A 25060-nucleotide genomic window follows, 5' to 3' on the forward strand; every position below is an offset into this window, starting at 1 on the left:
TCTTCGTGTTGCGGAACGCTTCAGGCGGCAGCCTTGGCGCTCCGATCGGGTTGCGTGGCCACGAGCTTTTCGTAGGCCGCGAGAAAGCGATCGATATCTGCCTCGCAGGTGGTCCATCCGAGCGACGCCCGCAAGGCCCCCGCGCTCATGGCCGGGTCGATTTTCATCGCATCGAGCACATGCGAGCGCTTGACCTTGCCCGAGGAACAGGCCGAGCCCGAGGACAAAGCCGCCCCGGCGAGATCGAGCCTGATCAGCACGGTTTCAGCCTTGAGGCCCGGCGTCGCGAAAGCGCTGGTATTGGGCAGGCGCGGCGCTTGCTGAGCGAAGATCGCCGTCTCCGGGGACAGCGCTGCAAGCCCCGCCTCCAGGCGATCACGCAGGCCGGCAATCCGCACTGCCTCCTCGGCCAGGACCTTGCCAGCGATCTCAGCTGCCGCGCCGAAGCCGATGATTCCCGGCAGGTTTTCGGTTCCGGCACGCCAGCCGCGCTCCTGCCCGCCGCCGCGCATCGGCTTGTCGGCGAGTTCGAGCGCGCCGGTGCGGAAGACGATCGCGCCGATGCCCTTCGGGCCGCCAATCTTGTGCGCCGAGAGCGTCAGCACATCGGCGCCGAGTGACATGATGTCGATGGCGATCTTGCCCGCCGCCTGCACGGCATCGCTATGCAGCAGGCCGCCATGGCGATGCACGATGGCGGCCGCCTCGGCGATCGGCTGGATCACGCCGGTTTCGTTATTGGCGAGATGGATCGAGACGAGCGCGCGGGCGCCGGGATTCTCGGCAACAAAGCGGGTCAATCGCGCGTCGAGCCAGGCGAGATCGACCAGCCCGTTCCCGTCGACCGGGATTTCTTCCGCCATGTCGCGCGGGAACCGATGCCCCTCGCGCACGCAGGCATGTTCGGTGGCGCCGTGAAGCAGAAGCGTCGCGGGCGTCCGCACGCAGTCGCGACCGCCGTCGCAATCCATCAGGCCGGGCGAGAGCACCGCGACATTCGCTTCCGTGCCGCCGCTGGTGAAGACGATGTTCGAGGCCTTGGCGCCGACGAGCTTCGCGACCTGCTCGCGCGCCCGCTCCATGGCGGCCCGCGCGGCACGTCCCTCGCCATGGACGGAGGACGGATTGCCCGGCAGCGTCAGCGCATGCGCGACCGCTTCCACCACCTCGGGTCGCACCGGGGTCGTGGCGTTGTGGTCGAGATAGGCGCGTCCCGCCGTCACGATCCTGCCTGCTCCATCCTCGTCATCGGCGCCCACTGATACGAAATGCTTGAAATCGCACCTGTGCGCCGTGCTATAGCCGCCCATCCGAACCGGCCGGAACGGTCGAAACGCGGCTCGCAGAAGCGGTCCACCGTTTTGTTCTCGACTTGTTCACGGCTGTTAGAACTATTCTAAGCGCCCTTCATCTAGGGCGCGCATGGTGGCGCCGTCAAGGGTGGCCGGGTTTCGAGCAGGCATGCGCCCGCTTTCTGCCCGCCCGCGCCGGCACTGCCGCAAGAAGCGGTGAGACGATGCCAGAGGTTATCTTCAACGGGCCGGCAGGCCGGATCGAGGGCCGCTACCAGCCGGCCAAGAAGCGGGGTGCACCGCTCGCGATCATCCTGCACCCGCACCCGCAATTCGGCGGGACGATGAACAACCAGATCGTCTACAACCTGTTCTACACCTTCGTGAATCGCGGCTTCTCGGCGCTGCGCTTCAATTTCCGCGGCGTCGGCCGCAGCCAGGGTCATTTCGACCATGGCGCGGGTGAGCTCTCGGATGCCGCCGCCGCGCTCGACTGGATGCAGGCGCTCAACCCGGAGGCCAAGAGCTGCTGGATCTCCGGCGTCTCCTTCGGCGCCTGGATCGGCATGCAGCTCCTGATGCGCCGCCCGGAGATCGAGGGGTTCCTCTCGATCGCGGCGATGGCCAACCGCTACGATTTCTCCTTCCTGGCGCCCTGCCCGTCCTCGGGCCTGTTCGTCCATGGCTCGGAGGATCGCGTCGCCCCGGTCAAGGAGGTGATGGCGGTGATCGAGAAGGTGAAGACCCAGAAGGGTATCCAGATCGAGCACACGGTCGTCGAGGGCGCCAACCACTTCTTCGACGGCAAGGTCGACGTGCTGATGGAGCAGGTCGGCGTCTATCTCGACGGCAAGGTCGGCCCCGAAATCCTCAAGAGCGAGCAGGAACAGGCCTGAGCCTGCCTGCTCAAGGAGACGGGTGGGTCAGCCCCCGGCTCGACGCCATGACGGGCAGCGTCATCTGCGCTGCCCGTGCCTCCGTCAGGATCCAGTCGCGGAACAGCCTGATCTTGCGCTCGCGCTGACGCTCCGTCGGATAGACGATCCAATAGGCCCATGCGTCGCGCACGACATGCTCGACGGCATAGACGAGCCGCCCGGCGGCGATGTCATAGGCAAAGAGCTCCGGCACGGCCATCGCGACACCATGCCCACGCATCGCCGCCTGGACGCTCATCGCCTGCATCTCCAGCGACATCGTCCGCCCGCCCGGCCGGGGCATGTCGAGGCCGAGATCGGCGAACCAGTCCTTCCAGGCCCCCTCGTCGGCACTGAGCAGCGGCGCCCGCAGCAGGTCGGCCGGCTCGCGCAATTGCAATTGCTCGCGCAGTTCCGGCGAGCAGAGCGGCGCGTAATGGCAATCGAACAGCTTCTCCGCCGTCACGCCGGGCCATGAGCCCGGCCCATAGCGCACGGCAAGGTCGACGGCCTCGGTGGTGAAGTCGACGAGATGCTGCGAGGTCCTGACGCGCACCGCGAATTGCGGGTTCTCCATCTGGAACTGTGCCAATCGCGGCGACAACCAGGTGATCGCCATCGTCTGCAGCGAGGAGATCGTCAGGACCGTCTGGTTCTCCTCGCAGATATCGCGGAACACCGTCCCGATATCGGAAAGCGCCTTGCCGACCGGGCCGGCCAAGCGCTGGCCTATCGCGGTCAGCACGACCTGGCGCGGCTGACGCAGGAAGAGCGGCGCCCCGACCCGGTCCTCCAGCAGCCTGATCTGATAGCTCACGGCCGCCTGCGTCATGCCGAGTTCCTCGGCAGCGCGGGTGAAGTTCTGGTGGCGTGCCGCAGCCTCGAAGACGCGGACCGCGGCAAGAGGCGGAAGCTTGGGCGGCGGCGGATGCGAGGGCATGCCGAAGCATAAGCTCTCTTTATGACAGGTGGCAATCTTCCGCTTTGTCGCCGCGCCGCATCTGGCCCAGATTCACCTCACATCAGCGGGCGGCAACGCCCGCCTCCGAGAGGATACCATCATGACCTGCGCCTCCCATGCGGCGCCGCTGGAGACATCCGGCGGCTCGTCCCTTCTGCACGGCCTGCTCACGCTCTGGCAGCGCCATCGGAAAACCGAACGCACGCAGCACCGGCTCGCGACGCTCGATACCCGCGCGCTCTACGACCTCGGCCTCCCGCGCGACATCGTGGAGCTGCCACACCCGCACGACACCGCCGATATCTGGCTCGGCCGCATTCCCGGATGAGGTTGAGAGCGCCTTTGCCGCAAAAGCGATTTCCACTTTTCGGCCCGATGCTCTAGACGACGGCGGAACGACATCCAGCAGATCGCAAGCCGCCATGACCACCTACAAGTCCGATTTCCTGCGCGTTCTCGACGAGCGCGGCCTCATCCATCAGGTCTCCGATCCGGCAGGCCTCGATGCTCTGTGCCGCCAGGGAACCCAGACGGCCTATGTCGGCTATGACGCGACCGCGACGAGCATTCATATCGGCAACCTGATCTCGCTGACGATGCTCTACTGGTTCCAAGAGACCGGCCACCGCCCGATCACGCTGATGGGCGGCGGCACCTCCATGGTCGGTGACCCCTCCTTCCGCGACGACCAGCGCAAGCTGCTGACCGTCGAGGAGATCGCCACCAACATCGAGAGCATCAAGCGCGTCTTCGGCCGCATCCTGCGCTATGGCGACGGGCCGACCGACGCGATGATGGCCAACAACGCCGACTGGCTGCTGAAGCTGAACTATGTCGAGTTCCTGCGCGATGTCGGCCGGCATTTCTCGGTCAACCGCATGCTCTCCTTCGACTCGGTGAAGCTCAGGCTCGACCGCGAGCAGTCACTGTCCTTCCTCGAATTCAACTACATGATCATGCAGGGCTACGACTTCACGGAGCTCAACCGGCGCTATGGCTGCCGCCTGCAGATGGGCGGCTCCGACCAGTGGGGCAACATCATCAATGGCGTCGACCTCTCGCACCGGATGGGCGGCCCGCAGCTCTACTGCCTTACGACGCCGCTATTGACGACCTCGTCCGGCGCCAAGATGGGCAAGACCGCCAATGGCGCCGTCTGGCTCAATGCCGACGTCTTCAGCCCCTATGATTTCTGGCAGTATTTCCGCAACACCGAGGACGCCGATGTCGGCCGCTTCCTCAAGGTGTTCACGCGTCTTCCGCTGGACGAGATCGCCCGGCTCGCCGCGCTCGGCGGCGCCGAATTGAACGAGGCGAAGAAGATTCTCGCGACCGAGATCACGGCGATCGTCCATGGCCGCGAGGCGGCCGAGGCCGCTGCCGAGACCGCACGCAAGACCTTCGAGGAAGGCGGGCTTGCCGCTGACCTGCCGAGCGTCGCGATCGCGCGGGCCGAGGTCGAGCCGGGCATCGGCGTGCTCACCGCCTTCGTCAAGGCGGGGCTTGTGCCCTCGACCGGCGAGGCCCGTCGTCAGGTCAAGGCCGGAGGCTTGCGCGTCAACGACGTGGTCGTGACCGATGAGCGCGCGCTGCTCGGCCTCGGCGATCTGACGTCAGAAGGCGTGATCAAGCTCTCCTTCGGCAAGAAGAAGCACATCCTGCTGCGCCCGGAGTAAGGGAGCGCCGGCAGCGCCCCTGTCATCCCGCACGCGCTGCGGCACGATAGTGCTGCTGCGCAGATGCGGGACCGTTCCCAGGATAAGGCGCCCTCTCGTCACGCGGTCCCGTGCGCGGCGCACCACTGCGTGCTGCGCCGCGCACGGGGTGACAGCGCTTCCCGATGACAGGCGCCTCAGCGTGGCTGCGTCTGCCTCGGCTTCTGCGCCGGCGCGCCACCCAGCGGATCGACGAAGCGGCGCAGGATGCCGGGCGCCAGGGCCGAGAGCGGATTGATCGACATGGTCGGCGCACTGGCGGCGCCGGAGATGCGGAAGTTCACCGCGAAGAGCCCGCCATACTGGCTGCCGCCGCCGAGCAGCGCGCCGACGACGGGCACCTGGGCGAAAGCGTTGTTGAAGGCATAGCCGGGCACGAAGGTCCCGCCGATATCGACGCGGTCGCGGCCATAATCGACATGCCCCTGCAAGGTGAAACCGACCTGCTGGCCCCAGATCACCATGTCGGAAACGTCGAGCCTGCTGGCCGAGCGGGTGAATTCGGCCTTGAGCTTGGTGAAGGCGACCTCGCTGACGTCGATGCGCTGCTCGGCCGCGCTATCGCCCGCGAAGGCCCGCGACGACTGCGCGCCGACGACGCGGCGCAGCGCCGGCTCATCCCGGACCATGAAGTTGCGGAACAGCAGGTCGCCGCTCTGGTTCTCGCCCGGCCCCAGCGTGAGCACGAGATCGCCGCCATGGGCCTTGTTGTAGAGGTCGAGGAAGCGCAGCAGCGAGCCGCCGTTCTCCGACTGGACGACCAGTTGCCCGCCCTCGCCCTGGCGGCCCTGCCGGGCGGAAACATCGGCCTTGCCGATCCGGCCCTGGAAATTCGCGGAGCGGATATCGCCCCCGCGCTTCACGAGTTTCAGCGTACCGCTGGTGATCGCCTCGCTGTTGAAGCCGGTCAGGATCGGCACGTCGAGATCAACGTCGTAATCGCCGCCCTTGGCCCCGGACTTCGCCCCCTTGCCTGACGATCCCGGGCGTTGCAGGTCCTTGATGAAGGGGCGCAAGTCGGCAACTGCGCCCCGCACCGTCAGCTTGACGACGCTGCCGTCCCGCCGTGCATCGACCTTCAGGTTGTCACCCGGCGACAGGCGGAACTGGGAGAAGCTCGCACTGTCCAGCCCGTTCTGCTTGTTCAGCTCGATCCGCCCCTTGATCAGGGCCGAGCCCGCCTCGAGCGAGAAATCCTCCAGGTCGGGGCCATCCGCATCCGCGACATAGGCGAAACTGACCTTGCCAGGCCGCCCCGACGGCTTGGTCAGCCCGGGAACGACACCGTCGAGCGCGACCTTGGCGAGGTCGATCTCGACGCGCGGCGGCTGCTCCGCGCCCTTGCCGAGCGACTTGACCACTTTCACCGGTAATGTCCCGGAAATCCCGCTGTCAGTGCCGAATCCGCGTCGCTGCCGGGCCGCGGCATCGAGCGCGAGCTGCAGGACCGCTTCGCCCTGCCCCTTGCCGTTCTGCTTGAGCTCGACCTGCGCCTTGTCGCCGCCGACTCGCGCCTCGCCGCGCAGCGACAGCCCGTTGCGATCGAGATTGACGGCGAAGCTGCCGGCGTCGAGCTTCTCGGTTCCCAGAAGCGTGTCGGAAGCGACGCTCGCGAGCGATCCGGTGCCGGTCACGACGACCTCGTCCGGCTTCAGGTCATCGGCAAGCGGCAGGGTGATGCCGACCTTGAGGTCGCTCGTACCCTTGATCGCCGCCGGATCGATCTTGCCGGGGTTGAACTCCTTCAAGGCCGGAAAGGCGAAGAGCGCCGCCAGCGCATCCATCGAGCCGACCGAGCGGAAGCCGATCCGCGCCTGTGCGCGGTGCACATGGTAGTCGGGCATGGCGAAGCTGCCCTCGCTCAACTCGAGCTTGCGGCCACCACCGAGCTCGGCCGTTGCCTTGCCGATGGCGAGCTGGACGGTGCTGCCACCGACCCGGCCGGACACGGTCGCATCGACCAGAGGCGGCAGACCCGGATCGGGGAGATAGCGGACGCGGTCGGCGTCGATCATCACCGAGAGCGCGGCATCCGGCATGCCCTCGCCCCTGAGCAGGCGGGCGTGATCCTCCGGTGCCAGGTCGAGATCGACCGACAGCGACTTGATGCGGCCCGCTGCGAGCTGCCGCCGCAACGTGCCGTGCACATCGGGCGAAGTGAAGGCAGGCCAGATCGCGAGCAGCGCGCGGGGATCGGAATCGCTCGCCTTGATCGCGAAGCGCTGCAATGGCGAGCCGTTCACCCGCTGAACCATGGCCGACATGTCGACGGTGGCGAGCGGCCCGCGCAACGAAACGGAGTCGATGGTCACGGCATTATTGGCAGGATCGAGCTTGACGGCGGCCTTCAAGCTGTCGATCTGGACCGGCGGATCGGCGTCGACGCCGGCAAGCTGGCCCTTGGCATCCAGCGCAATGCGCCAGCCGCCATTATCCTCGCGCAGCGAGCCCGTCGCCGAAAGCTGCGTCGCCCCGGCCTTGATCTCGCTGCGCACGATGTTGAGCTCGGACAGGTCGGCGCCGCTCGCCATCTCGATATCGGCCGAATCCAGGGCGAAGGACGAGACCGGGCTTTCGGGAAAGCGCAACGTGCCGGACCGAACCGCGATCCGCGCGGTGATCGACTTCTTGCCGTCCGGGGACTGCCGCAAGATGGCGCGCCCCTGCAGCGGCAGGCCCTCGACCAGAACGCCGCCCTTTCCAAAGGCGAGCGCGACCGCTTCCGCCGGCTCGAAGCGCAGGATGTCGATATCGGCGCGCTGCGTGCCGTCGGCCTCGGTCGACAGGTCGATGGCGAGCTCCTTCCAGCGTTGGCCGGTGCGCCCCTTCATCGTCATCCGCGTGCCGCGGTCGGCGATGCGGGTCAGCTTGATCTCGACATCCTCCAGCCCGGCCTTCTGGCGCCCTTCCGGGTCGACCAGCGAGAGCCGCGCCCCGTTCATGCCGGCTTCCTCGAGCGATCCGAGAATGCCGTCGCCGCGCGCCAGCGTCGAAATCGCTCCCATGATGCCGGTGAAGGCGTTCCACTGCGCCGCATCCGGGACGCTCGGCTGCGGCGGCGTCTCGGCCGGCGCCGAATCGGCGTTGACCACGAGGGCGCCGTCCTTGGTGACGCCGAGGCGGACATTGACACCGCGCAGGTCGACCGAGACGAGCTTGATCTCGCCCCTGAGCAGTGCGAGCGGCGCATAGCCGAGAACCGCTTCCGGCGCCCGGATCACGGCGCCGCTGACATGCTGGAACGAAACCTGCCGGACGCGCAGTTGCGAATGCCCGTCGATGCGCCCGAGCTCGGCCGAGGCTGCCGTGACCTTCCAGTCCGGTCCCAGGCGCGCCTCGATGGCAGCCGTGATGCGCCCTTCCAGTCCCGACAGCGGTACGATGCCCGTGACCATGAGCGTCGCCGCCGCCCCCGCCAGCACCAGCACGGCGACCGTGACCGCGACGCAGATGGTGACGAGACCCGCCTTGGCGCGCCGCTTCACGATCGCGACATCGCAGGCTTCGCTCGCGGGCAGCGCTTCGCCTTGCCCCGCAGCCACAGCCCTTGCTTCCTGGTCTGCCAAAATCCGCGGGTCCTCTTCGGCGCCTGCGCCGGCTCGTGTCAGGGTGCGGCCGATCGCCCCTTGCCGCAATCCCTGAAGGCGGCATGCATGTCGATGCGGTCAGACGAAGCGATTCGGCAATCCGGAAACGGAATCACCCGACGATTCGCAGGTTTTTGCCGCGAGCCGTCCCGCCATGCCGGGTCACGCGCTCCATGCAGCGAGAAGGCGACGAAAGGAAGGCGGCGGCCATGGCATTGCAGGAAGGCGACAAAGCGCCGGATTTCACGCTGCCGCGCGACGGCGGTGGCGAGATCGACCTTAGCGCGCTGCGCGGCCGCAAGGTCGTGCTCTACGCCTACCCCAAGGACAACACCCCCGCCTGCACCGAGGAGGCCATCGCCTTCAATCGCCTACGCCGGGAATTCGCGGCCTGCGGCACCGAGATCATCGGCGTTTCGCCCGATTCGGTGAAGAAGCACGGCAATTTCAAACGCAAGTACGAGCTCGACTTCCCGCTCCTCGCCGACGAGACGCAGGCTCTGGCGAACGCCTACGGCATCTGGGTCGAGAAGAGCCTGTATGGCCGGAAATACATGGGGGTCGAACGCTCGACCTTCCTGATCGATGCCGAAGGGCGCCTCGCCCGGATCTGGCGCAAGGTGAAGGTTGCCGGCCACGCCGAAGAGGTGCTCGCGGCGGCCCAGGAACTTTGAAGCATCGCAGGAGCGTTGTGCGTGCCGGGATTTGCGAAAGATTAACCCTAACAATGTCTGATGAGGGTATCGGCAGCGTGATTACCGGTTCCGCGTATGCATCATCAGTCCCAGACAGCTCCCGCCCTCCCGACCGTCGGCCTGGTCTCCCACAAGACCTATACGCTGCGCCGTTCCACCATGCTCGCAGGGCTCGCCTGGCTCGCCCTGAGCACGGCCTGCAGCGGCGGCGCCGGCTGGTACATCCTCAGCAGGGATGATCTTGCCGCGAGGCTGATCGCCCGCGAGACATCGCGCCAATACGCCTATGAGGATCGGATCTCCGCGCTGCGGGCCGATATCGACCGCTACGCCAGCCGCGCCCTCCTCGATCAGGACGGTGTCGAATCGCGCGTCGACGAACTTGCCAGCCGGCAGGCCGAGATCGAATCGCGCCAGTCGCTCGTGGCGGCGCTCACCGACACGTTGCAATCCAATGGCCTGATGCCGGCCGCGAAGCTGCCGCTGCGCTCGCAGGTCATCAAGCCCGGCGAACCGATCCGCGCCTCCGGCGTGACCAGTTTCGCCCCGATCCTGCCGGGCAAGCCGACGCCCGCACCGGAGACACCTTCGCTGCGCGGCGCCGATAGCGGCTGGCAGTCCGGCGAAACCCCGGCCGAGCCCCCAGCGAAGCGTGTCGATGCCGCCTTGACGAAGCTTGACGGCGCCATGGCCAGGACGTCCAACGCGCAGCTCTCGACGCTGAAGGAGATGGACGAGACCCTCGCCGTGACGCAGAAGCGCCTGCGCAGCGCGCTCGCCGAAACCGGGCTTGACGCCGATCGCCTCGCCGCACCGGCGGCCTCGGCCGGCGGCATGGGCGGCCCCTTCGTGCCGGTGAAGCTCGATCCGTCGGAGAGCCCTTTCGCGGCCACGCTCAGCGCCCTCCAGCCGCGCGTGGCGTCGGTCCTGCGCCTGCGCGGCGTGATCGAGCAATTGCCACTTTCCCGGCCGATGGCCGGCGATCACGACTTCACCTCGAATTTCGGCTACCGCACCGATCCCTTCACCCGCGGTCTCGCCATGCATACCGGCGTCGATTTCCGGGCCGAGACCGGCTCCTCCGTCCTGGCGACCGCACCGGGCAAGGTCGTGGTGGCCGAGTACAATGGCGGCTACGGCAACATGGTCGAGGTCGAGCACGCCAATGGCCTGAGCACCCGCTACGCCCACATGTCAGCGATCTCGGTCTCGACCGGGCAGATGGTGAAGGCGGGGACCGTGGTCGGCCGGGTCGGCACCACCGGTCGCTCGACCGGACCGCACCTGCATTACGAAACCCGCATCAACGACGAGCCGGTCGACCCGACCCGCTTCCTGCGTGCCGGCGGCAAGCTGCTCGCGAAAGCGCTCTGACAGGACCAGCCCGAAATGAAAAAGGCCGCGCTTCGGGCGCGGCCTTTTTTGTTCGCCTTGGCAGCCGAGACTAGTCGATATCCTCGACTTCCACCTCGGTGCCGTAGACGCGCTGTGCCAGCGACGCCTCCATGAAGGCATCGAGATCGCCATCGAGCACCTCCGACGGCGCCGTCGAGCTGACGCCCGTGCGCAGGTCCTTCACCAGCTGGTAGGGCTGCAGCACATAGGAGCGGATCTGGTGGCCCCAGCCGATATCGGTCTTGGAGGCCTGCTCGGCATTGGCCTTGTCCTCGCGCTTCTTCAGCTCGACCTCGTAGAGGCGCGCGCGCAGCATGTCCCAGGCCTTGGCCCGGTTCTTGTGCTGCGAACGCTCCTGCTGGCAGGACACCGCGATTCCGGTCGGGATATGCGTGATGCGCACCGCCGAATCCGTCGTGTTGATGTGCTGGCCACCGGCTCCCTGCGCGCGATAGGTGTCGATGCGGCAGTCGGATTCATTGACGTCGATGACGATGCGGTCGTCGACGACCGGATAGACCCAGATCGACGCAAACGAGGTCTGCCGCCTGGCATTCGAGTCAAAGGGCGAGATGCGCACCAGCCGGTGCACGCCCGATTCGGTCTTCAGCCAGCCATAGGCGTTGTGACCCTTGAACTGCAGCGTCGCCGACTTGATGCCGGCCGTATCGCCATCCTGGTACTCGAGCGTCTCGACCTTGAACTTCCGCCGCTCGCCCCAGCGCCGATACATGCGCAGCAGCATCTCGGCCCAGTCCTGGCTCTCGGTGCCACCCGCGCCGGGATGAATCTCGACATAGGTGTCGAGCATGTCGGCCTCGCCCGAAAGCAAGGTCTCGACCTGCAGCCGCGCCGCTTCGTCCTGCACGGCCTTGATCGCCTGCTCGCCCTCGGTGACGGTGGCCTCGTCGCCCTCCATCTCGCCGAGTTCGATCAGCGTCAGCGCGTCGTCGAGCTCGCGCTCGAGCTTGCCGATGCCCTCGATCTGGGTTTCCAGCGAGGTGCGTTCGCGCATCAGCTTCTGCGCGGTTTCAGCATCGTTCCAGAAATCGGGTCCCTCGGAGAGGGCGTTGAGTTCCGCTAGGCGGCGTTGAGCGACATCCCAGTCAAAGATGCCTCCTCAGCAGTCCGATCGACTGCTTGGCGTTATCGAGTTGCGTCTGGATTTCGGGGCGCATGATTCCGTCTGGACGTCCTTGTGGGCTGAACTTGAGCGCTGAGATAGGGGCGAAAGCCGGCGCTGTAAACGCCCGAGCGATCATCAGCTCGCCGGATCGAGGCGACTATGATCGTCGGCCCGAAAGGAAAAACGCCCGGAGTCATCTCCGGGCGTCAAAAACCTGCTGTCAGCTCAGTAGAGCCCACCAGTGCCGGAACCAACGGCGCGACCGCCGCCTCCCGGCCCGACATTGAGCGGCGCGCTGCCGTCGCCGGCGGCACCGATCACCGAATAGCTGTCCGGCGGCGCCGTGCCCGGCTTGAAGGCTTCGAGAATGCCGCCCTCGCCGCCGGCGCGCATGCCGGTGCGGGGGTCGACGCGGATCAGCTTGATGCCGGCCGGCACGCGGAACGGCGTCGCCGGCTTGTCCTTCAGCGCCGCGCTCATGAAGTCGCGGAAGATCGGCGCGGCATACTGGCCGGCCGTCGCCGAGGTGCCGAGCGACTTCGGCTTGTCGAAGCCCATATAGACGCCGACGGCGAGGTCGGGCGAGAAGCCGACGAACCAGACGTCCTTGGCATCGTTGGTCGTGCCGGTCTTGCCGGCGAGCGGCTTGCCGACCGACTTGACCACCGTTGCCGTGCCGGCGTTGACCACGCCCTCGAGGATCGAGACCATCTGGTAGGCGGTCAACGGGTCGAGGACCTGCTCGCGATTATCGACCAGGCGCGGCTCCGGCTGGTTGGCCCATTTCTCGGCGTTGCAGCCCTCGCAGACCCGCTGGTCGTGCCGGAAGATCGTCGAGCCCGAGCGGTCCTGGATGCGGTCGATCAGGGTCGGCCGGATTCGCTTGCCGCCATTGACCAGCATCGAATAGCCCGCGGTCATCCGCATCACGGTCGTCTCGCCGGCGCCCAGCGACATCGACAGAACCGGCTGGAGATCGTCATAGACGCCGAAGCGGCGTGCATATTCGGCGATCAGCGGCATGCCGACATCCTTGGCGAGCCGCACCGTCATCAGATTCTTCGAGAACTGGATGCCGTAGCGCAGCGTGCGCGGCCCGGTCGATTTGCCGTCGTAGTTCTCCGGGCGCCACATGCCGAGCCCCGCCCCCTGATCGATCTCGATCGGCGCGTCCAGGATGATGCTGGACGGGGTGTAGCCGTTGTCGAGAGCGGTCGCGTAGACGAAGGGCTTGAACGAGGAGCCGGGCTGACGCAGCGCCTGCGTCGCGCGGTTGAACTCCGACTGATCGTGGCTGAAGCCGCCGACCATCGCGAGCACGCGGCCCGAGAACGGGTCCATCGCGACGATGGCGCCGTTGACCTCGGGCAATTGCCGCAGCCGCGCATAACCCGGCCGGCTCTCCATCGGCTCGACATAGACGACGTCGCCGACGGAAACGACCTGCGAGATGCGGCCGCGGCGGGTCCATTTGATGCCGTCGGCGGCGAGCGTCAGGATCTGGCGCTCCTTGTTGAGATGACCGGCGGTATCGCGCAGCGGATGCAGGCCGAGCTTGGCGCTGTCGCCGTTGACGTCGAGCACCACCGCGAGCCGCCATGGCGCCACGTCGCCGAGCACCGGCAGTTCGCCGACCACGGCACCCCAGTCTTGGCCGCCAAGGTCGATCTTCTGGATGGCGCCGCGCCAGCCGCGCGCCTCGTCGAAGCGCACCAGCCCATCGACCAGCGCCTTGCGGGCCATCAACTGGGTCTTCGGGTCGACGGTGGCGCGGACCGAGAGGCCGCCTTCGAGCAGCTTCTTCTCGCCATAGCGGTCCTGCAATTCGCGCCGGATCTCCTCGGCGAAGTAGCCGGCGGCGATGTTGTTGGGCGAAACCGTGCGCGGGTTGACGCCGAGCGGCTGCTTCTTCGCCTCTTCACCCGCCTCGCGCTTGGCATAGCCGTTCTCGACCATGCGATCGATGACGTAGTTGCGGCGCTCGATTGCGCGGTCGCGGTTGCGGAAGGGATGGAGGTCGGAGGGCGCCTTCGGCAGCGCTGCAAGGTAAGCCGCTTCCTGCAGGTTCAGCTCATGCACCGACTTGCCGAAATAGTTCAGTGCCGCGGCGGCGATGCCATAGCTGCCCTGCCCCGGCGCCGGGGCGCCGAGATAGATCTCGTTCAGGTAGAGCTCGAGGATCTTGTCCTTCGAATAGGTCGATTCGAGCTTCAGCGCGACGAGCGCCTCACGAATCTTGCGTTCGATCGACTGCTCGGGGCTGAGGAAGAAGTTCTTCGCGACCTGCTGGGTAATCGTCGAGGCACCCTGCGGCCGACGATTCGCGCCTCGGTTGCGGAAGTTCGAGATGGCGGCACGAACCAGACCTTCCGGATCGACGCCGATATGCTTGTAGAAATTCTTGTCCTCGGCCGAGAGATAGGCGTCGATGAGCAGCTTCGGCACGGCCTGGATCGGCAGATAAAGGCGGCGTTCGCGCGCATATTCGGCGATCAGGCTGCCGTCGCCCGCATGGACGCGCGTCATCACCGGCGGCTCGTAGTTCCTGAGCTGGGCATAGTCCGGCAGATCCTGCGAGTAATGCCAGATCAATCCGCCGGCGATGGCGGCGCCGATCACGAAAGCGATCGCACCGGCGGCGAACAACCATCCGAAGATTCGCAGAATGAACCGCATCTCAGGCCCTGGACCCCGTAATTCTCACCGGCGGGCGCCGGATCGGGGCGCTTCGCAAATCAAAGCTATAACATGACGGAGATGGCGGAACCGTGGCTTCGCGACCACATTCCGCACCATCCGGCAGTCCTCGGAACGCTACGCAGGCACGCCGCCGACGATTCGGCCGCTTCCCCATCCCTGCCGCCGATCCCGGCCGGGCGCAACCGGAGCGGCTAGTTCCGGTTCTCGGCCGCCTTGCCGACGGAAGCCCGCTCGCGGGCGAAATAATCCTCGATCGCGGAAGAAACGGCGGTCACCGCCTTGCCTCGCCATTCCGGCGAATTGAGCAGTTCGGCATCCTTCGGGCTCGACATGTAGCCGAGCTCGATCAGCACCGACGGCACATCCGGCGCGCTCAGCACCCAGAACCGTGCCGAGCGCAGCGGGACCTTGTGCATCTTGATCGAACCGCCGAGCTTCTCGACAAGATTGCGCGCGAAGACACCGGTGAAGGTCCGCGTCTCGCGCCGGGCGAGATCCTGCAGGATGCCGGCGACATCCTGCAGTTCCTCGCTGGTTTCCAGTCCTGCGGCGGCATCCGCCTCGTTTTCCTTGGCCGCAAGCCGGGCGGCCTCGGCGTCCGTCGCACGCTCCGAGCGGGTATAGACGGTGGCGCCGCGGACCTCCTGGGCCTGGGTCAGCGAATCGGCATGGATCGAGACGAACAGGTCGGCCTGCTCGCCGCGCCCGATCTGCACGCGATCGCCGAGCGAGACGAAACGGTCGTCGTCGCGGGTCATGACGACGCGATAGCGGCCGCTGGCCTCGAGCTGCTCCTTGAGTGCCTTGCCGAAGGCGAGAACCACCACCTTCTCGGCGATGGCAGCGACCGTCGCACCCGGATCGATACCGCCATGGCCGGGATCGATCACGATGGTGCGGCGCGTCTCGCCGGCAGCCTTTGCGGGCGCCGTAGCAGGAGCAACCGGTCCCGGCCTGCGCACCTTGTCGGCCTCGGCCAGGAACTCCGCCCGCGCGACCTTCTTCAATTCGATCGTCAGTTCGCCGAAGCCGCCCCGCACCGTCTTCACCTCGGCCTTCGCGATGACGGCGGGATGCGACAGGTCGATGATGATTCGGGCCTTGTCGGCGGTGAACAGGCCGTAGCGATAGCCGCTGACGAAGCCGGCGCTGCGCTTTACCGAAGGCCGGATCTGGAAATTGGTCGAGGGCAGTTCGACGATGACGCGGTCCGGAGAGACCTGCACCCAGGCATCGACCGCGACGGCCGAGGACAGCATCATCGAAAGGCTTACGGTCTCGCCGTTCTGCTCGATACGGGCGTCGGTCGCGACCGGATACTCGCTCTGCGGCCGCGGCTCGGCCTTCGTCTCCGCCCAGGCCGACGAAAAGCCGGTCGCCAGCAGGCAAGCGACGGCGAGCGCGCACCGCAGCGCCCGGGATCGCCACGGCGCATCGCAACGGCTCGAATCGGCGCGGCGGATGCACGAGAACAGGTGAAAGATCCCGCTTATTGTTACGAGGGTTTAACCATAACGGGGCTGAAATCCTAACAGCCCGTTACCATCTCTTCCCGAGACCGTGAACCGCCCTGCCGAAGGCGGCGTGAGATGCACGCGTCATGTGACTTGCAAATCACTATCACCTGTCTGTAATGGAACAGGTTGCTTGTCAGCCTGCCCGAGGGACACATCCGGATCGTGCGATCCGTCGGCGTCCGAAGCAGGCTGGGCTACCGCTCCGGACCGGAGTGGCGGCAACAAGACGACCGCAACGGATCGTCCGCAGACGGTTGGCATCGGGATTGCGTGTTTTCTGCGCCCTGCCCTGTCTTGCGAGCGTGCAAACGCGATGCGCCTGGCCGCCCGGCCGGAGCATCGCAGGTCAGGACAGATGACGGGGCATAAGACGCCGCTAGCACCATCGGTGAACCGTCCGAACCTGCGGAACCGCGCCGGGCTTTGCGCCCGGGTGGCTGTTCCGAGCCGCCTTCCTGTCTCGACCGCTTCCTTCTCCCTCCTGCAACATGCCGGCTCATCCCGGTCTTTTCGCGGCGCCCCTGCCCGCGGCGGCGGACTAGCATCCGTAGCCGCGCGGCCCTGGTTGGCGGCCGCGCCAATGGAAACGACTTATGGCCAACAAGATGCTTATCGATGCCACCCACCCGGAGGAGACCCGGGTCGTGGTGGTCCGCGGGTCCCGCGTCGAAGAATTTGATTTCGAATCCGCCAGCCGCAAGCCGCTGCGCGGCAATATCTATCTCGCCAAGGTGACGCGGGTGGAGCCTTCGCTCCAGGCCGCCTTCGTCGAGTATGGCGGCAACCGCCACGGCTTCCTCGCCTTCTCCGAGATCCATCCCGACTACTACCAGATCCCGGTCGCCGACCGGCAGGCGCTGCTCGACGACGAAGCCCGCGCCGAGCGTGACGAGGAGCGCGACGAGGAGAAGCGCGAGAAGCGCGGTCGCCGCGACCGTGGCCGCCGCGGCGATCGCGACAACCGTGCCAAGAAGGCCGCCGCCGACGAGACCGTTTCGGCGGAAGTCGAAGCGACCGGCGAGGACGTCCAGGTCGAGACCGACGGCAAGGAAGCCGCCATGGTCAATGAGGGCGCGCCTGCCTTCGGTGAGTATTTCGCGCCGGATGTCGCCGAATCGACCACCGAGGACGCCGCTGCGAACGCTGCGCCGCTGACCTTCGAGACCGTCTCCGTCGACGCCGTCGAGGTTTCGGTCGAAGAGCCGGAGGGCTCGGACACCGAAGCCCGCAAGCCGTCCGAGGACGACGGCGACGACGAGAACGGCAACGAGGAGACCGAAGAGGCTCCCGAACAGCTCGGCGGCGGCGACGCCCTCGACGACATGCCGGAGCGGCGCCAGCGCAGCCACCGCCGCCAGTACAAGATCCAGGAGGTGATCAAGCGCCGCCAGATCATCCTGGTCCAGGTCGTCAAGGAAGAGCGCGGCAACAAGGGCGCGGCGCTCACCACCTATCTCTCGCTGGCCGGCCGCTATTCGGTGCTGATGCCCAACACCGGCAAGGGCGGCGGCATCTCGCGCAAGATCACCAATGCCGAGGACCGCAAGCGCCTCAAGGAGATCGCGACCGAGCTCGAGGTTCCCGAGGGGATGGGCCTGATCCTGCGCACGGCCGGCGCCTCGCGCACCAAGGTCGAGATCCGGCGCGACTACGAATACCTGATGCGGATGTGGGAGAGCGTGCGCGAGCTGACGCTGGCCTCGGTCGCTCCGGCGCTGGTCTATGAGGAGGGCAACCTCGTCAAGCGCTCGATCCGCGACCTCTACAACAAGGATATCGACGAGGTTCACGTCGCCGGCGAGGAGGCCTATCGCGAGGCCAAGGACTTCATGCGCATGCTCATGCCGAGCCAGGCCAAGAGCGTGAAGGCCTATCGCGAGCAGACCCCGCTCTTCGCCTCCTTCGGCGTCGAAAGCCAGCTCGACGCGATGTTCTCGAACACGGTCACGCTGAAATCCGGCGGCTATATCGTCATCAACCAGACCGAAGCGCTGGTCGCGATCGACATCAACTCCGGCCGCTCGACCCGCGAGCACAATATCGAGGACACCGCCCTCAAGACCAATCTCGAGGCGGCGGAGGAAATCTCCCGCCAGCTGCGCCTGCGCGATCTCGCCGGCCTCATCGTGATCGATTTCATCGACATGGAGGAGAACCGCAACAACCGCGCCGTCGAGAAGAAGCTGAAGGAGTGCCTGAAGGACGACCGCGCCCGCATCCAGGTCGGCCGCATCTCGGCCTTCGGACTGCTCGAGATGTCGCGCCAGCGCATCCGCACCGGCGTGCTCGAATCGTCCTCGGTGCCCTGCCCGCACTGCGCTGGCGCCGGCATGATCCGCTCGACCTCTTCCGTCGCGCTGCAGATCCTGCGCGCGCTGGAGGAGACGCTGATCAAGAGCGCCGCGCACAATCTCACCGTCCGGACCCGTCCGGAGGTGGCGCTCTATGTGCTGAACCAGAAGCGTGCCCATCTCGCCGATCTCGAGACCCGCTTCGCCATCGCGATCACGATCTCGACCGACGCGAACCTTCTCGGCACGCGCTATTTCGAGGTCGAGCGCGGCGAATTCGTCGGCAATGAGGGGCGCGTCGTCCCGACCAGCTTCAAGGCCGAGGCGATCGCGTCGGATGTCGATGACGAGGCGCTGGATGCCGCGGCGGAAGCGGCCGCCCTCGACGCCGAAACCGGCGGCACCGAGACCGCCGCCGCCGAGGCCCAGGACCAGTCCGAGCGTGGCGAGGGCGAGAATGGACGCCGTCGCCGTCGCCGTCGCCGCCGCCGGCGTGGCGGTGAGCGTGACGAGCAGGGCCAGCAGCTCGACGGCGCGCAGGGTGACGACGAAGGCGACGAGAGCGAGGAAGACGGCGACGACGCCGCCATCCCGGCCACGGCAACGGCCGAGCCGGCTGCCGAAGCCGCCGCCGAAGTCGCCCCGGAACCGGTCGTCGAGGAGCCTGCGGCCGAGCCCGCCAAGCCGAAGCGCAGCCGCGCCCGCAAGCCGAAGGCCGAGGCCGCCAAGGAGACCGAAGCCAAGACCGAGACGGTAGCCGCCGAGGTTGCTCCGATCGAGGCCGAGAAGCCCAAGCGCAGCCGCTCGCGCAAGAAGGTCGTGCCGATCACCGAGGGGGGCGAAGCCGCTGCGGAAGCTGCTCCGGCTCCTGTTGAGGCCAAGGCCGAGGCGCCGGTCGCTGCTCCCGAGACCGCGGCGGCCCCGGCCGAGCCCGCTCCGGCGCCGGAACCCGCCCCCGTTCGCGCACCTGCCGAGGAGCCCGTCGCAGTCGTGCTGACCGAGCCGGACCCGGACCGGCCGAAGCGTGGCGGCTGGTGGAACAGGCTCGCCGGCCGCTCCTGATCGCGCCGCCGAATTCCAACGCATGAAAGAAGCCCGCTGCGTTGCGCAGCGGGCTTTTCCGTTTCACGGGTTCGGCAAATCCGCTCAGCCCGCCGCCGGCACCAGCGGGCTCGGCGGCGGCACGGTCGAGATCGCCGCAGCCGCGTGGCTCTGGGCGCCGCCCTCGCCGCCGCGCACGGTCACCGCATTCGAGGCAAAAGGCACGCGAGCATCGTTCAGTGCGCGGTAGACCCGCTTCAGCGCCTCGCGCTGCAGCATCGATGACTGGTTCGGCTTGCCGGTGAATTTCAGGCGGATGACGATGGCGCTATCGGTGATGTCGGCGACGCCCTGCATCTTCAGCGGGGCGATGAAATGCGGCCCGTACTCGGGGTCCTCCATCAGCGCGATGCCGGTCTTCTTGATCGCCTTGCGGGCCTGCTCGATATCGGCGGAATGGTCGAGGCGGACATTGAACTTGATGGTCGCCCAGTCGCGGCTGGCATTGGTCAGTGACTGGACCTGGCCGAAGGGCACGGTGTGGATCTGACCGCTCTGGTGGCGCAACTGCATCGAGCGCAGCGAAATCTTCTCGACGGTGCCCTTGAGCCGGCCGGTATCGACATATTCTCCGACCCGGAACGCATCCTCGAGCATGAAGAACACGCCCGAGACGATATCGCGCACCAGCGCCTGGGAGCCGAAGGAGAGGGCGAGACCGAGGATGCCGAATCCCGCGAGGAGCGGCCCGATATCGACGCCCAGCCGCGACAGCACGATGAGGATGGTGAGGCCGAGCACCGCGCCCAGAACGACGCCGCGCAGAACCGGCAGCACCGTCGCCAGCCGGCTCGGCACGTTCTCCTCATGCGGAACGTCCTCGTCGCCGGGTCCGACGACGTGTCGCCGCGGCGTATAGGCGTCGAAGAATGCATGCAGGAAGACGAGCGCCACCCAGCCGACGAAGGCGAAGATCGCGACACCGGCCGTCTGGCGCATCACGGCGGCGAACTGCGCCGAACTGACGCCGAGCAGCAAGCCGGCCCAGAGGCGCGACAGCACGAAGAAGCCGGCGGCCCATAGCACGCCGACAGCCGCCGCACGCAGGGCCGCGCCACTTGCGCGCGTCATCGAGGTGACACCTTGCTCCGCCTCGCGCCGCATCGCATGGCAGCGCAGCAGGCTGGCAACGCCGACGGCAAGGATCGGGATCAGGACGATCGCCACCTGCGTCATCGCCGAGGCCTCGGCCCAGCGCCCGCCATTCGACATCATCGCGGCGGCGCTGCTGACCATCCACAACAAGGCCGTCGTGGCGATGTAGAACCAGGCCGTACCGCTCGCGATCAGCCGCCGGATCGGGCCCGGTTCGGAGGAACCCGACAAGACCAGCGCGGCTAGATCGTGCCGCCCGTCATGGAACCACCAGATCTTGAACAGCGTGATGAGAAGGCCTGTCAGCGCAATCAGCCCCGTCACGGGCCGCGGTCCCGCGCTGACGTGATGGGAGAGCAGGATGCCGGTCACGATCAGCGGCGTCAGGATCGCGTAGACGACGAGCCGCCGGAAATGCACCTCGGCGCGCGGCAGCGGCATGATCCGCCGTTCCGGCGCGCCGGGTGCGAGCAGGAGGCGGCCGACGGCCATATAGAGCGCGCCGATCGCCGCACCGTTCGCGCCGGTTGTGAGGGCGATATTGGCGAGATCACTCTCCGAGAGCCAGGCATTGCGGGCGACCCGCGCCACAGCCAGAGCGATCAGAATGGTCGCGACATCCTGGAGCAGGCCCCAGGACGAGGCGATGAGGCGGGGCGTGAACTCCGGCCCCGCAGGCTGCATCTTGCGCGCGAACCAGCGGGCGCTCGCGATCCGGAAGGTGAAAGCGACCGCGAGCGCCAGGCAGATGATTCCGAAGACGCGCCAGCCGGCGGTTGCTCCTTCGCGGCCATTGAGATTGCGCAGCCAGACACGTCCCCAGCTGTCCGGCAATTCGCCGATCGCGGGAATGGAGGCGCCGCCATATTCGACGCCGTCGATAAAGCGGTCGACGAGGGCACTGACCTCGGCCTGGAAGCCCTCCTCATCCGCCATCGACAGCGCCGGCGCGGGCTGAGCGGCGAGCTTTGCCTTGCCGGCGGGCTCCGCTGGCGCTGTCGTAACGGGCGTGGCCGTAGCGGCGCCTCCGACCCGGATCTCGACCTGCCGTCCAGGAGCGGACAGGGCATCGACCATTTTGCGGATCGTCTCGGGGGTCTCGTCGCCGCGCAGGTTGAGAACCACGGAGGATTGGCCCTGAGCCGGAGCGGGCGAGACCGTGGCCATCGCCGCGAAAGCGAGCGCCAGCCCGCCGAAAAGGGCAGCCAATCGGGCAACGCTACGCCGCGGCAGGTATCCGTCCGATGCAGCGACGTTCATAGCAAGCCTCCGCGCTATCCCACGATGCAGCATGCTGAGATTTTGCGAAATCTGGCAAGCAGTTCGCGCGACGGAGAGGCCCGCTCGTCAGCGCTTTTTCATCCAGGCGCCGATGCGCGTCACCGCCTCCTCGCATTCGCCGAGCGAACCGGCAAAGGAGAGCCTGATCGTGCGTGCGCCCCGCGCCTCGTCGAAATCGAGCCCGGGCGTGATCGCGACGCCGGCTTCCTCGAGCACGCTGCGGCAGAAGGCCATGGAATCGTTCGAGTGCCGGCCGATGTCGAGATAGATGTAGAAGGCCCCGTCCACCGGCAGGAAATCGCCGAGACCGATCTCCGGCAAGGCCTTCAGCAGGAAGCTGCGGTTCGCGGCATAGCCGGCCTTGATCGCCTCGCATTCCGCGGTCGCGTCGAAAGCCGCCTCGCCCGCCACCTGGCTGAGATACGGCACCGAGATCGAGAAATTCTGCTGCAGCCGTTCGATCGTGCGCACGAGGCGCTGCGGCACCACGAGCCAGCCGACGCGCCAGCCGGTCATGCAGTAGTACTTGGAGAAGGAGTTGACGACGATCGCGTCCGGATCGGCGGCGAGCGCCGTCGTCGCCGGCGTCTCGTAGGTCAACCCGTGATAGATCTCGTCCGAGATGTACCAGAGCCCGAGCTTGCGGCAGCAGGCCGCGACATCGGCAATGGCTTCAGGCGTCATCACCACGCCGGTCGGGTTGGCCGGGCTCATCGTCAGCACGCCAGCCAGCGGCTTTTCGCGATGGGCGCGCTCGATCAGGTCCGGCGTCAGGGCGAAGCGCGTCTCGGGGCCGACCTCGATCGCCACCGGCTCCAGCCCGAGCGCGATCAGGATGTTGCGATAGGCCGGATAGCCCGGCGCCGTGATCGCGATCCGCGCGCCCGGCTGGAAGCAGGCGAGGAAGGCGAGGATGAAACCGCCGGACGAACCCGTCGTCACGACGACGCGCTCGGCCGCCACCGCGACGCCATAAGCATCCTGATAGTGGCGCGCGATGCGATCCCTCAGCGAATCCGTGCCGAGCGCCTGCGTATATCCGATCCGGCCGTGTTCCAGCGCCCGGCTGGCGGCAGCGCGGATCGTGGCCGGCGTCGGCGCCGAGGGCTGTCCGACCTCCATATGCACAACCGAGCCACCGCGGCGCTCGATCGCTGCTGCCTGGTTCATCACATCCATGACGATGAAGGGCGCGACGCGCTCGGCGCGTTCGGCCAGGGCGGGCAAGGCGGCGGGCACGATCAGGGGATTCGACATCGGCTTGTCCGGTTTCGCGAGGAGGCGTGATCGCGTAGCCGAGCCGAAGGCGGCCTGCAACCATCGGCCGCGACCGCTGGCAGAGCTGTGATTTGACCTTCACCCCGCGAGGACCCACAAGCTCGCGCCCAGACGCATTGCTTCCGCCGGCGTAATCCAGGCCTGCGGCTCTGAAAGGATGACGAGATGGCTTTCCCGACCCTGACCAGCCTGGCACGCGCCTGCCTGCGGCCTGCCGCCGTCGCGCTGAGCCTCTGGCTCGCGGCCTCGGCCGCGCCGGCCATGGCGCAGGGCCAGCCACTCTCGCCCGATCAGCGCAAGGCGGTGACCGACCTGATCCGCGAGACGATCCTGAAGAACCCCGAGATCATCCAGGACGCCCTGATCGAGCTGGAGCGGCGCAACACGGTCGCCCAGGCCGATGCCCAGCGCAATGCGGTCGCCGCCGAGAAGGCCCGCATCACCGATCCCGCGACCTCGGTCATCATCGGCAATCCCGAGGGCGACATCACCCTGGTCGAGTTCATGGATTACAATTGCGGCTTCTGCAAAAGGGCGATGGAGGACGTCACCGCGCTCTCCAAGGCCGATCCGAAGCTGCGCGTCGTGCTCAAGGACTTCCCGATCCTCGGCCCTGATTCGGTCGAGGCCAGCCGCGTCGCCGTCGCCGCGAAGAATCAGCTCCAGGGCCCGAAATATTTCGAGTTCCACAACAAGCTGATGGCCGTGAAGGGCAAGGTCAACGCCGCCAAGGCACTCGAGATCGCCAAGGAGGCCGGTGCCGATCTCGCCCAGTTGAAGAAGGATATCGAGGCGCCCGCCACCAAGGCCGCGATCGCCGACACCGTCGCGCTCGGTGACCGTCTCGGCCTCACCGGCACGCCCGCCTTCATCATCGGCGACGAGATCGTCTTCGGCGCTGTCGGCCAGGCCGCCCTCAAGGCGAAGATCGATTCCGTGCGCCGCTGCGGCAAGACCGACTGCGCCGGCTGATCAGCCATTTCAATATGATCCAGTGGGCCGGCAGGGTGCTTCAGGCTTCCCCTGCCGGCTTTCAACGTTTATGAGGGCGGCTCCTGCCGCCCGCGCGCGGTGCCGGAATCAACGCCCCCGATGGTCGCCGTCCACGTCCTGAACGGACCCAACCTCAACCTGCTCGGAACCCGCGAGCCCGGAACCTATGGCGCGGTCACCCTGGCCGGCGTCGAGGAAGGCTTACGCCGCAAGGCCGAGGCGGTCGGCGTCGACCTCACCTTCCGCCAGACCAATTTCGAGGGTGAGCTCGTCACCTTCATCCAACAGGCGGGCCTGGCCGGCGCCGGCGTCATCATCAACGCGGGCGCCTACACCCACACCTCGGTGGCGCTCCGCGACGCGATCAAGGGCGTCGATGCGCTGGCGATCGAGGTCCATATCTCCAACGTGCATGCGCGCGAGGAATTCCGGCACCATTCCTACATGGCGCCGGTCTGCGTCGGCGTGATCTGCGGCTTCGGCGTCGCGAGCTACGATCTGGCTTTCGACGCGATCGTGCCGCTGCTGGAAAAGCGGGCGGCGAAAGCCGCCTGAAGTCCATTGAACGGGAGGCGGCTAAGGCCGCCGCTCCCATCCGAATATCCGAAGAAGACGGTGATACCCGCCATGGCGACCAAGAGCCCGATCGACCCCGAACTTGTCCGCGAGCTCGCCGAGCTTCTGAATCAGACCGATCTCACCGAGATCGAGGTCGAGAAGGGCGATCTGCGCGTCCGCGTTGCCCGCAACATCACCGCGACCGTCCAGGTCCCGGCCGCCGTCGCCGCTCCGGCGATGGCAATGCCGGCTCCGGTCGCGGCGTCCGCCTCGGCCGAGGCCAAGCCGACCGCCGCCCATCCCGGCGCCGTGCCCTCCCCGATGGTCGGCACCGCCTATCGCCGCCCCTCGCCCGATGCCAAGCCCTTCGTCGAGATCGGCAGCGTCGTGAAGCAGGGTGAGCGCATTCTGCTGGTCGAGGCGATGAAGACCTTCAACGACATCGTCGCGCCCCGCGCCGGCAAGGTCACGGCCATCATGGTCGAGGACGGCCAGCCGGTGGAATACGGTGAGCCGCTGCTGGTGATCGAGTGAGCGTGGCGCCGCGCGCCGTCGGGT

Annotated in this window: 17 protein-coding genes; 9 read left to right on the top strand and 8 right to left on the bottom strand. The window is 67.1% G+C overall.

The features are described from left to right. Positions 1 to 20 precede the first annotated feature (20 nt). Positions 21 to 1226: a cysteine desulfurase family protein gene (locus tag FHT98_RS24645; RefSeq protein WP_113586925.1), complete on the bottom strand. Its 1206-nt coding sequence runs from the start codon at positions 1224 to 1226 to the stop codon at positions 21 to 23. Between the two features lie 290 nt (positions 1227 to 1516). Between FHT98_RS24645 and FHT98_RS24650 the strand changes: the two genes are divergently transcribed. Beyond that, the gene (locus FHT98_RS24650; RefSeq protein WP_061967766.1) at positions 1517 to 2188 is read left to right on the top strand and encodes an alpha/beta hydrolase; all 672 of its coding nucleotides are present in this window, start codon (positions 1517 to 1519) and stop codon (positions 2186 to 2188) included. A gap of 10 nt (positions 2189 to 2198) precedes the next feature. Here the strand turns inward: FHT98_RS24650 and gcvA are convergent, their stop codons facing one another. After that, entirely contained in the window at positions 2199 to 3149 is a 951-nt protein-coding gene (gcvA, locus tag FHT98_RS24655) for a transcriptional regulator GcvA (protein ID WP_142115605.1), read from the bottom strand. A gap of 121 nt (positions 3150 to 3270) precedes the next feature. Here gcvA and FHT98_RS24660 point away from each other — a divergent pair, with 121 nt between their 5' ends. Beyond that, entirely contained in the window at positions 3271 to 3498 is a 228-nt protein-coding gene (locus FHT98_RS24660) for a DUF1127 domain-containing protein (protein ID WP_142115606.1), read from the top strand. Positions 3499 to 3592: 94 nt separating this feature from the next. Further along, a complete protein-coding gene (gene tyrS, locus FHT98_RS24665; protein ID WP_142115607.1) occupies positions 3593 to 4846 on the top strand; it encodes a tyrosine--tRNA ligase in 1254 nt (417 codons plus the stop codon). 176 nt (positions 4847 to 5022) lie between these two features. On the opposite strand, the gene FHT98_RS24670 is transcribed toward tyrS, so the two are convergent. Next, a complete protein-coding gene (locus tag FHT98_RS24670) occupies positions 5023 to 8427 on the bottom strand; it encodes a hypothetical protein (RefSeq protein ID WP_142115608.1) in 3405 nt (1134 codons plus the stop codon). A gap of 254 nt (positions 8428 to 8681) precedes the next feature. Between FHT98_RS24670 and FHT98_RS24675 the strand changes: the two genes are divergently transcribed. Both FHT98_RS24675 and FHT98_RS24680 read left to right on the top strand, forming a co-directional pair. Beyond that, positions 8682 to 9146: a peroxiredoxin gene (locus FHT98_RS24675; protein ID WP_142115609.1), complete on the top strand. Its 465-nt coding sequence runs from the start codon at positions 8682 to 8684 to the stop codon at positions 9144 to 9146. 96 nt (positions 9147 to 9242) lie between these two features. Next, positions 9243 to 10541: a M23 family metallopeptidase gene (locus FHT98_RS24680; protein WP_142115610.1), complete on the top strand. Its 1299-nt coding sequence runs from the start codon at positions 9243 to 9245 to the stop codon at positions 10539 to 10541. A 70-nt stretch (positions 10542 to 10611) separates the two neighbouring features. On the opposite strand, the gene prfB is transcribed toward FHT98_RS24680, so the two are convergent. From prfB to FHT98_RS24695, 3 genes are all read right to left on the bottom strand, one after another. Continuing rightward, positions 10612 to 11740, bottom strand: a protein-coding gene (prfB, locus tag FHT98_RS24685) for a peptide chain release factor 2 (protein ID WP_113586906.1) whose coding sequence is annotated in 2 segments (ribosomal slippage) — positions 10612 to 11670 and positions 11672 to 11740 — 1128 coding nt in all. Because the reading frame shifts where the segments join, the coding sequence is not laid out codon by codon here. 173 nt (positions 11741 to 11913) lie between these two features. Then, entirely contained in the window at positions 11914 to 14364 is a 2451-nt protein-coding gene (locus FHT98_RS24690; RefSeq protein WP_091859561.1) for a penicillin-binding protein 1A, read from the bottom strand. A 215-nt stretch (positions 14365 to 14579) separates the two neighbouring features. Further along, positions 14580 to 15650 carry an N-acetylmuramoyl-L-alanine amidase gene (locus FHT98_RS24695; protein ID WP_082617419.1) on the bottom strand — a complete coding sequence of 357 codons (1071 nt, stop codon included), beginning with the start codon at positions 15648 to 15650 and terminating at the stop codon, positions 14580 to 14582. A gap of 848 nt (positions 15651 to 16498) precedes the next feature. Between FHT98_RS24695 and FHT98_RS24700 the strand changes: the two genes are divergently transcribed. Continuing rightward, the gene (locus tag FHT98_RS24700; protein WP_142115611.1) at positions 16499 to 19258 is read left to right on the top strand and encodes an Rne/Rng family ribonuclease; all 2760 of its coding nucleotides are present in this window, start codon (positions 16499 to 16501) and stop codon (positions 19256 to 19258) included. Positions 19259 to 19342: 84 nt separating this feature from the next. On the opposite strand, the gene FHT98_RS24705 is transcribed toward FHT98_RS24700, so the two are convergent. After that, positions 19343 to 21652: a mechanosensitive ion channel family protein gene (locus FHT98_RS24705; RefSeq protein ID WP_185745259.1), complete on the bottom strand. Its 2310-nt coding sequence runs from the start codon at positions 21650 to 21652 to the stop codon at positions 19343 to 19345. 87 nt (positions 21653 to 21739) lie between these two features. Then, the gene (locus FHT98_RS24710) at positions 21740 to 22930 is read right to left on the bottom strand and encodes a pyridoxal phosphate-dependent aminotransferase (RefSeq protein ID WP_142115613.1); all 1191 of its coding nucleotides are present in this window, start codon (positions 22928 to 22930) and stop codon (positions 21740 to 21742) included. 186 nt (positions 22931 to 23116) lie between these two features. Here FHT98_RS24710 and FHT98_RS24715 point away from each other — a divergent pair, with 186 nt between their 5' ends. From FHT98_RS24715 to accB, 3 genes are all read left to right on the top strand, one after another. Continuing rightward, positions 23117 to 23923, top strand: a complete 807-nt coding sequence (locus FHT98_RS24715; RefSeq protein ID WP_142115614.1) for a DsbA family protein — start codon at positions 23117 to 23119, stop codon at positions 23921 to 23923. A gap of 120 nt (positions 23924 to 24043) precedes the next feature. Then, positions 24044 to 24499 carry a type II 3-dehydroquinate dehydratase gene (aroQ, locus tag FHT98_RS24720; protein WP_142115615.1) on the top strand — a complete coding sequence of 152 codons (456 nt, stop codon included), beginning with the start codon at positions 24044 to 24046 and terminating at the stop codon, positions 24497 to 24499. A gap of 72 nt (positions 24500 to 24571) precedes the next feature. After that, positions 24572 to 25036 (top strand): acetyl-CoA carboxylase biotin carboxyl carrier protein, encoded by a 465-nt coding sequence (gene accB, locus FHT98_RS24725; RefSeq protein WP_061967741.1) that lies wholly within the window; start codon positions 24572 to 24574, stop codon positions 25034 to 25036. Positions 25037 to 25060: the final 24 nt, after the last annotated feature.

Source organism: Allobosea sp. AK1 (genome assembly GCF_006714945.1).
In the GTDB taxonomy this organism is placed as follows: Bacteria; Pseudomonadota; Alphaproteobacteria; order Rhizobiales; family Beijerinckiaceae; genus Allobosea; species Allobosea robiniae.

What these genes read in the sequence shown, in the direction of transcription:
- FHT98_RS24650 (WP_061967766.1), top strand. Translation starts at nt 1,517, where the DNA reads ATGCCAGAGGTTATCTTCAACGGGCCGGCAGGCCGGATCGAGGGCCGC.
- gcvA (WP_142115605.1), bottom strand. Translation starts at nt 3,149, where the DNA reads ATGCCCTCGCATCCGCCGCCGCCCAAGCTTCCGCCTCTTGCCGCGGTC.
- FHT98_RS24660 (WP_142115606.1), top strand. Translation starts at nt 3,271, where the DNA reads ATGACCTGCGCCTCCCATGCGGCGCCGCTGGAGACATCCGGCGGCTCG.
- tyrS (WP_142115607.1), top strand. Translation starts at nt 3,593, where the DNA reads ATGACCACCTACAAGTCCGATTTCCTGCGCGTTCTCGACGAGCGCGGC.
- FHT98_RS24675 (WP_142115609.1), top strand. Translation starts at nt 8,682, where the DNA reads ATGGCATTGCAGGAAGGCGACAAAGCGCCGGATTTCACGCTGCCGCGC.
- FHT98_RS24680 (WP_142115610.1), top strand. Translation starts at nt 9,243, where the DNA reads ATGCATCATCAGTCCCAGACAGCTCCCGCCCTCCCGACCGTCGGCCTG.
- FHT98_RS24690 (WP_091859561.1), bottom strand. Translation starts at nt 14,364, where the DNA reads ATGCGGTTCATTCTGCGAATCTTCGGATGGTTGTTCGCCGCCGGTGCG.
- FHT98_RS24695 (WP_082617419.1), bottom strand. Translation starts at nt 15,650, where the DNA reads ATGATGCTGTCCTCGGCCGTCGCGGTCGATGCCTGGGTGCAGGTCTCT.
- FHT98_RS24700 (WP_142115611.1), top strand. Translation starts at nt 16,499, where the DNA reads ATGGCCAACAAGATGCTTATCGATGCCACCCACCCGGAGGAGACCCGG.
- FHT98_RS24705 (WP_185745259.1), bottom strand. Translation starts at nt 21,652, where the DNA reads ATGAACGTCGCTGCATCGGACGGATACCTGCCGCGGCGTAGCGTTGCC.
- FHT98_RS24710 (WP_142115613.1), bottom strand. Translation starts at nt 22,930, where the DNA reads ATGTCGAATCCCCTGATCGTGCCCGCCGCCTTGCCCGCCCTGGCCGAA.
- FHT98_RS24715 (WP_142115614.1), top strand. Translation starts at nt 23,117, where the DNA reads ATGGCTTTCCCGACCCTGACCAGCCTGGCACGCGCCTGCCTGCGGCCT.
- aroQ (WP_142115615.1), top strand. Translation starts at nt 24,044, where the DNA reads ATGGTCGCCGTCCACGTCCTGAACGGACCCAACCTCAACCTGCTCGGA.
- accB (WP_061967741.1), top strand. Translation starts at nt 24,572, where the DNA reads ATGGCGACCAAGAGCCCGATCGACCCCGAACTTGTCCGCGAGCTCGCC.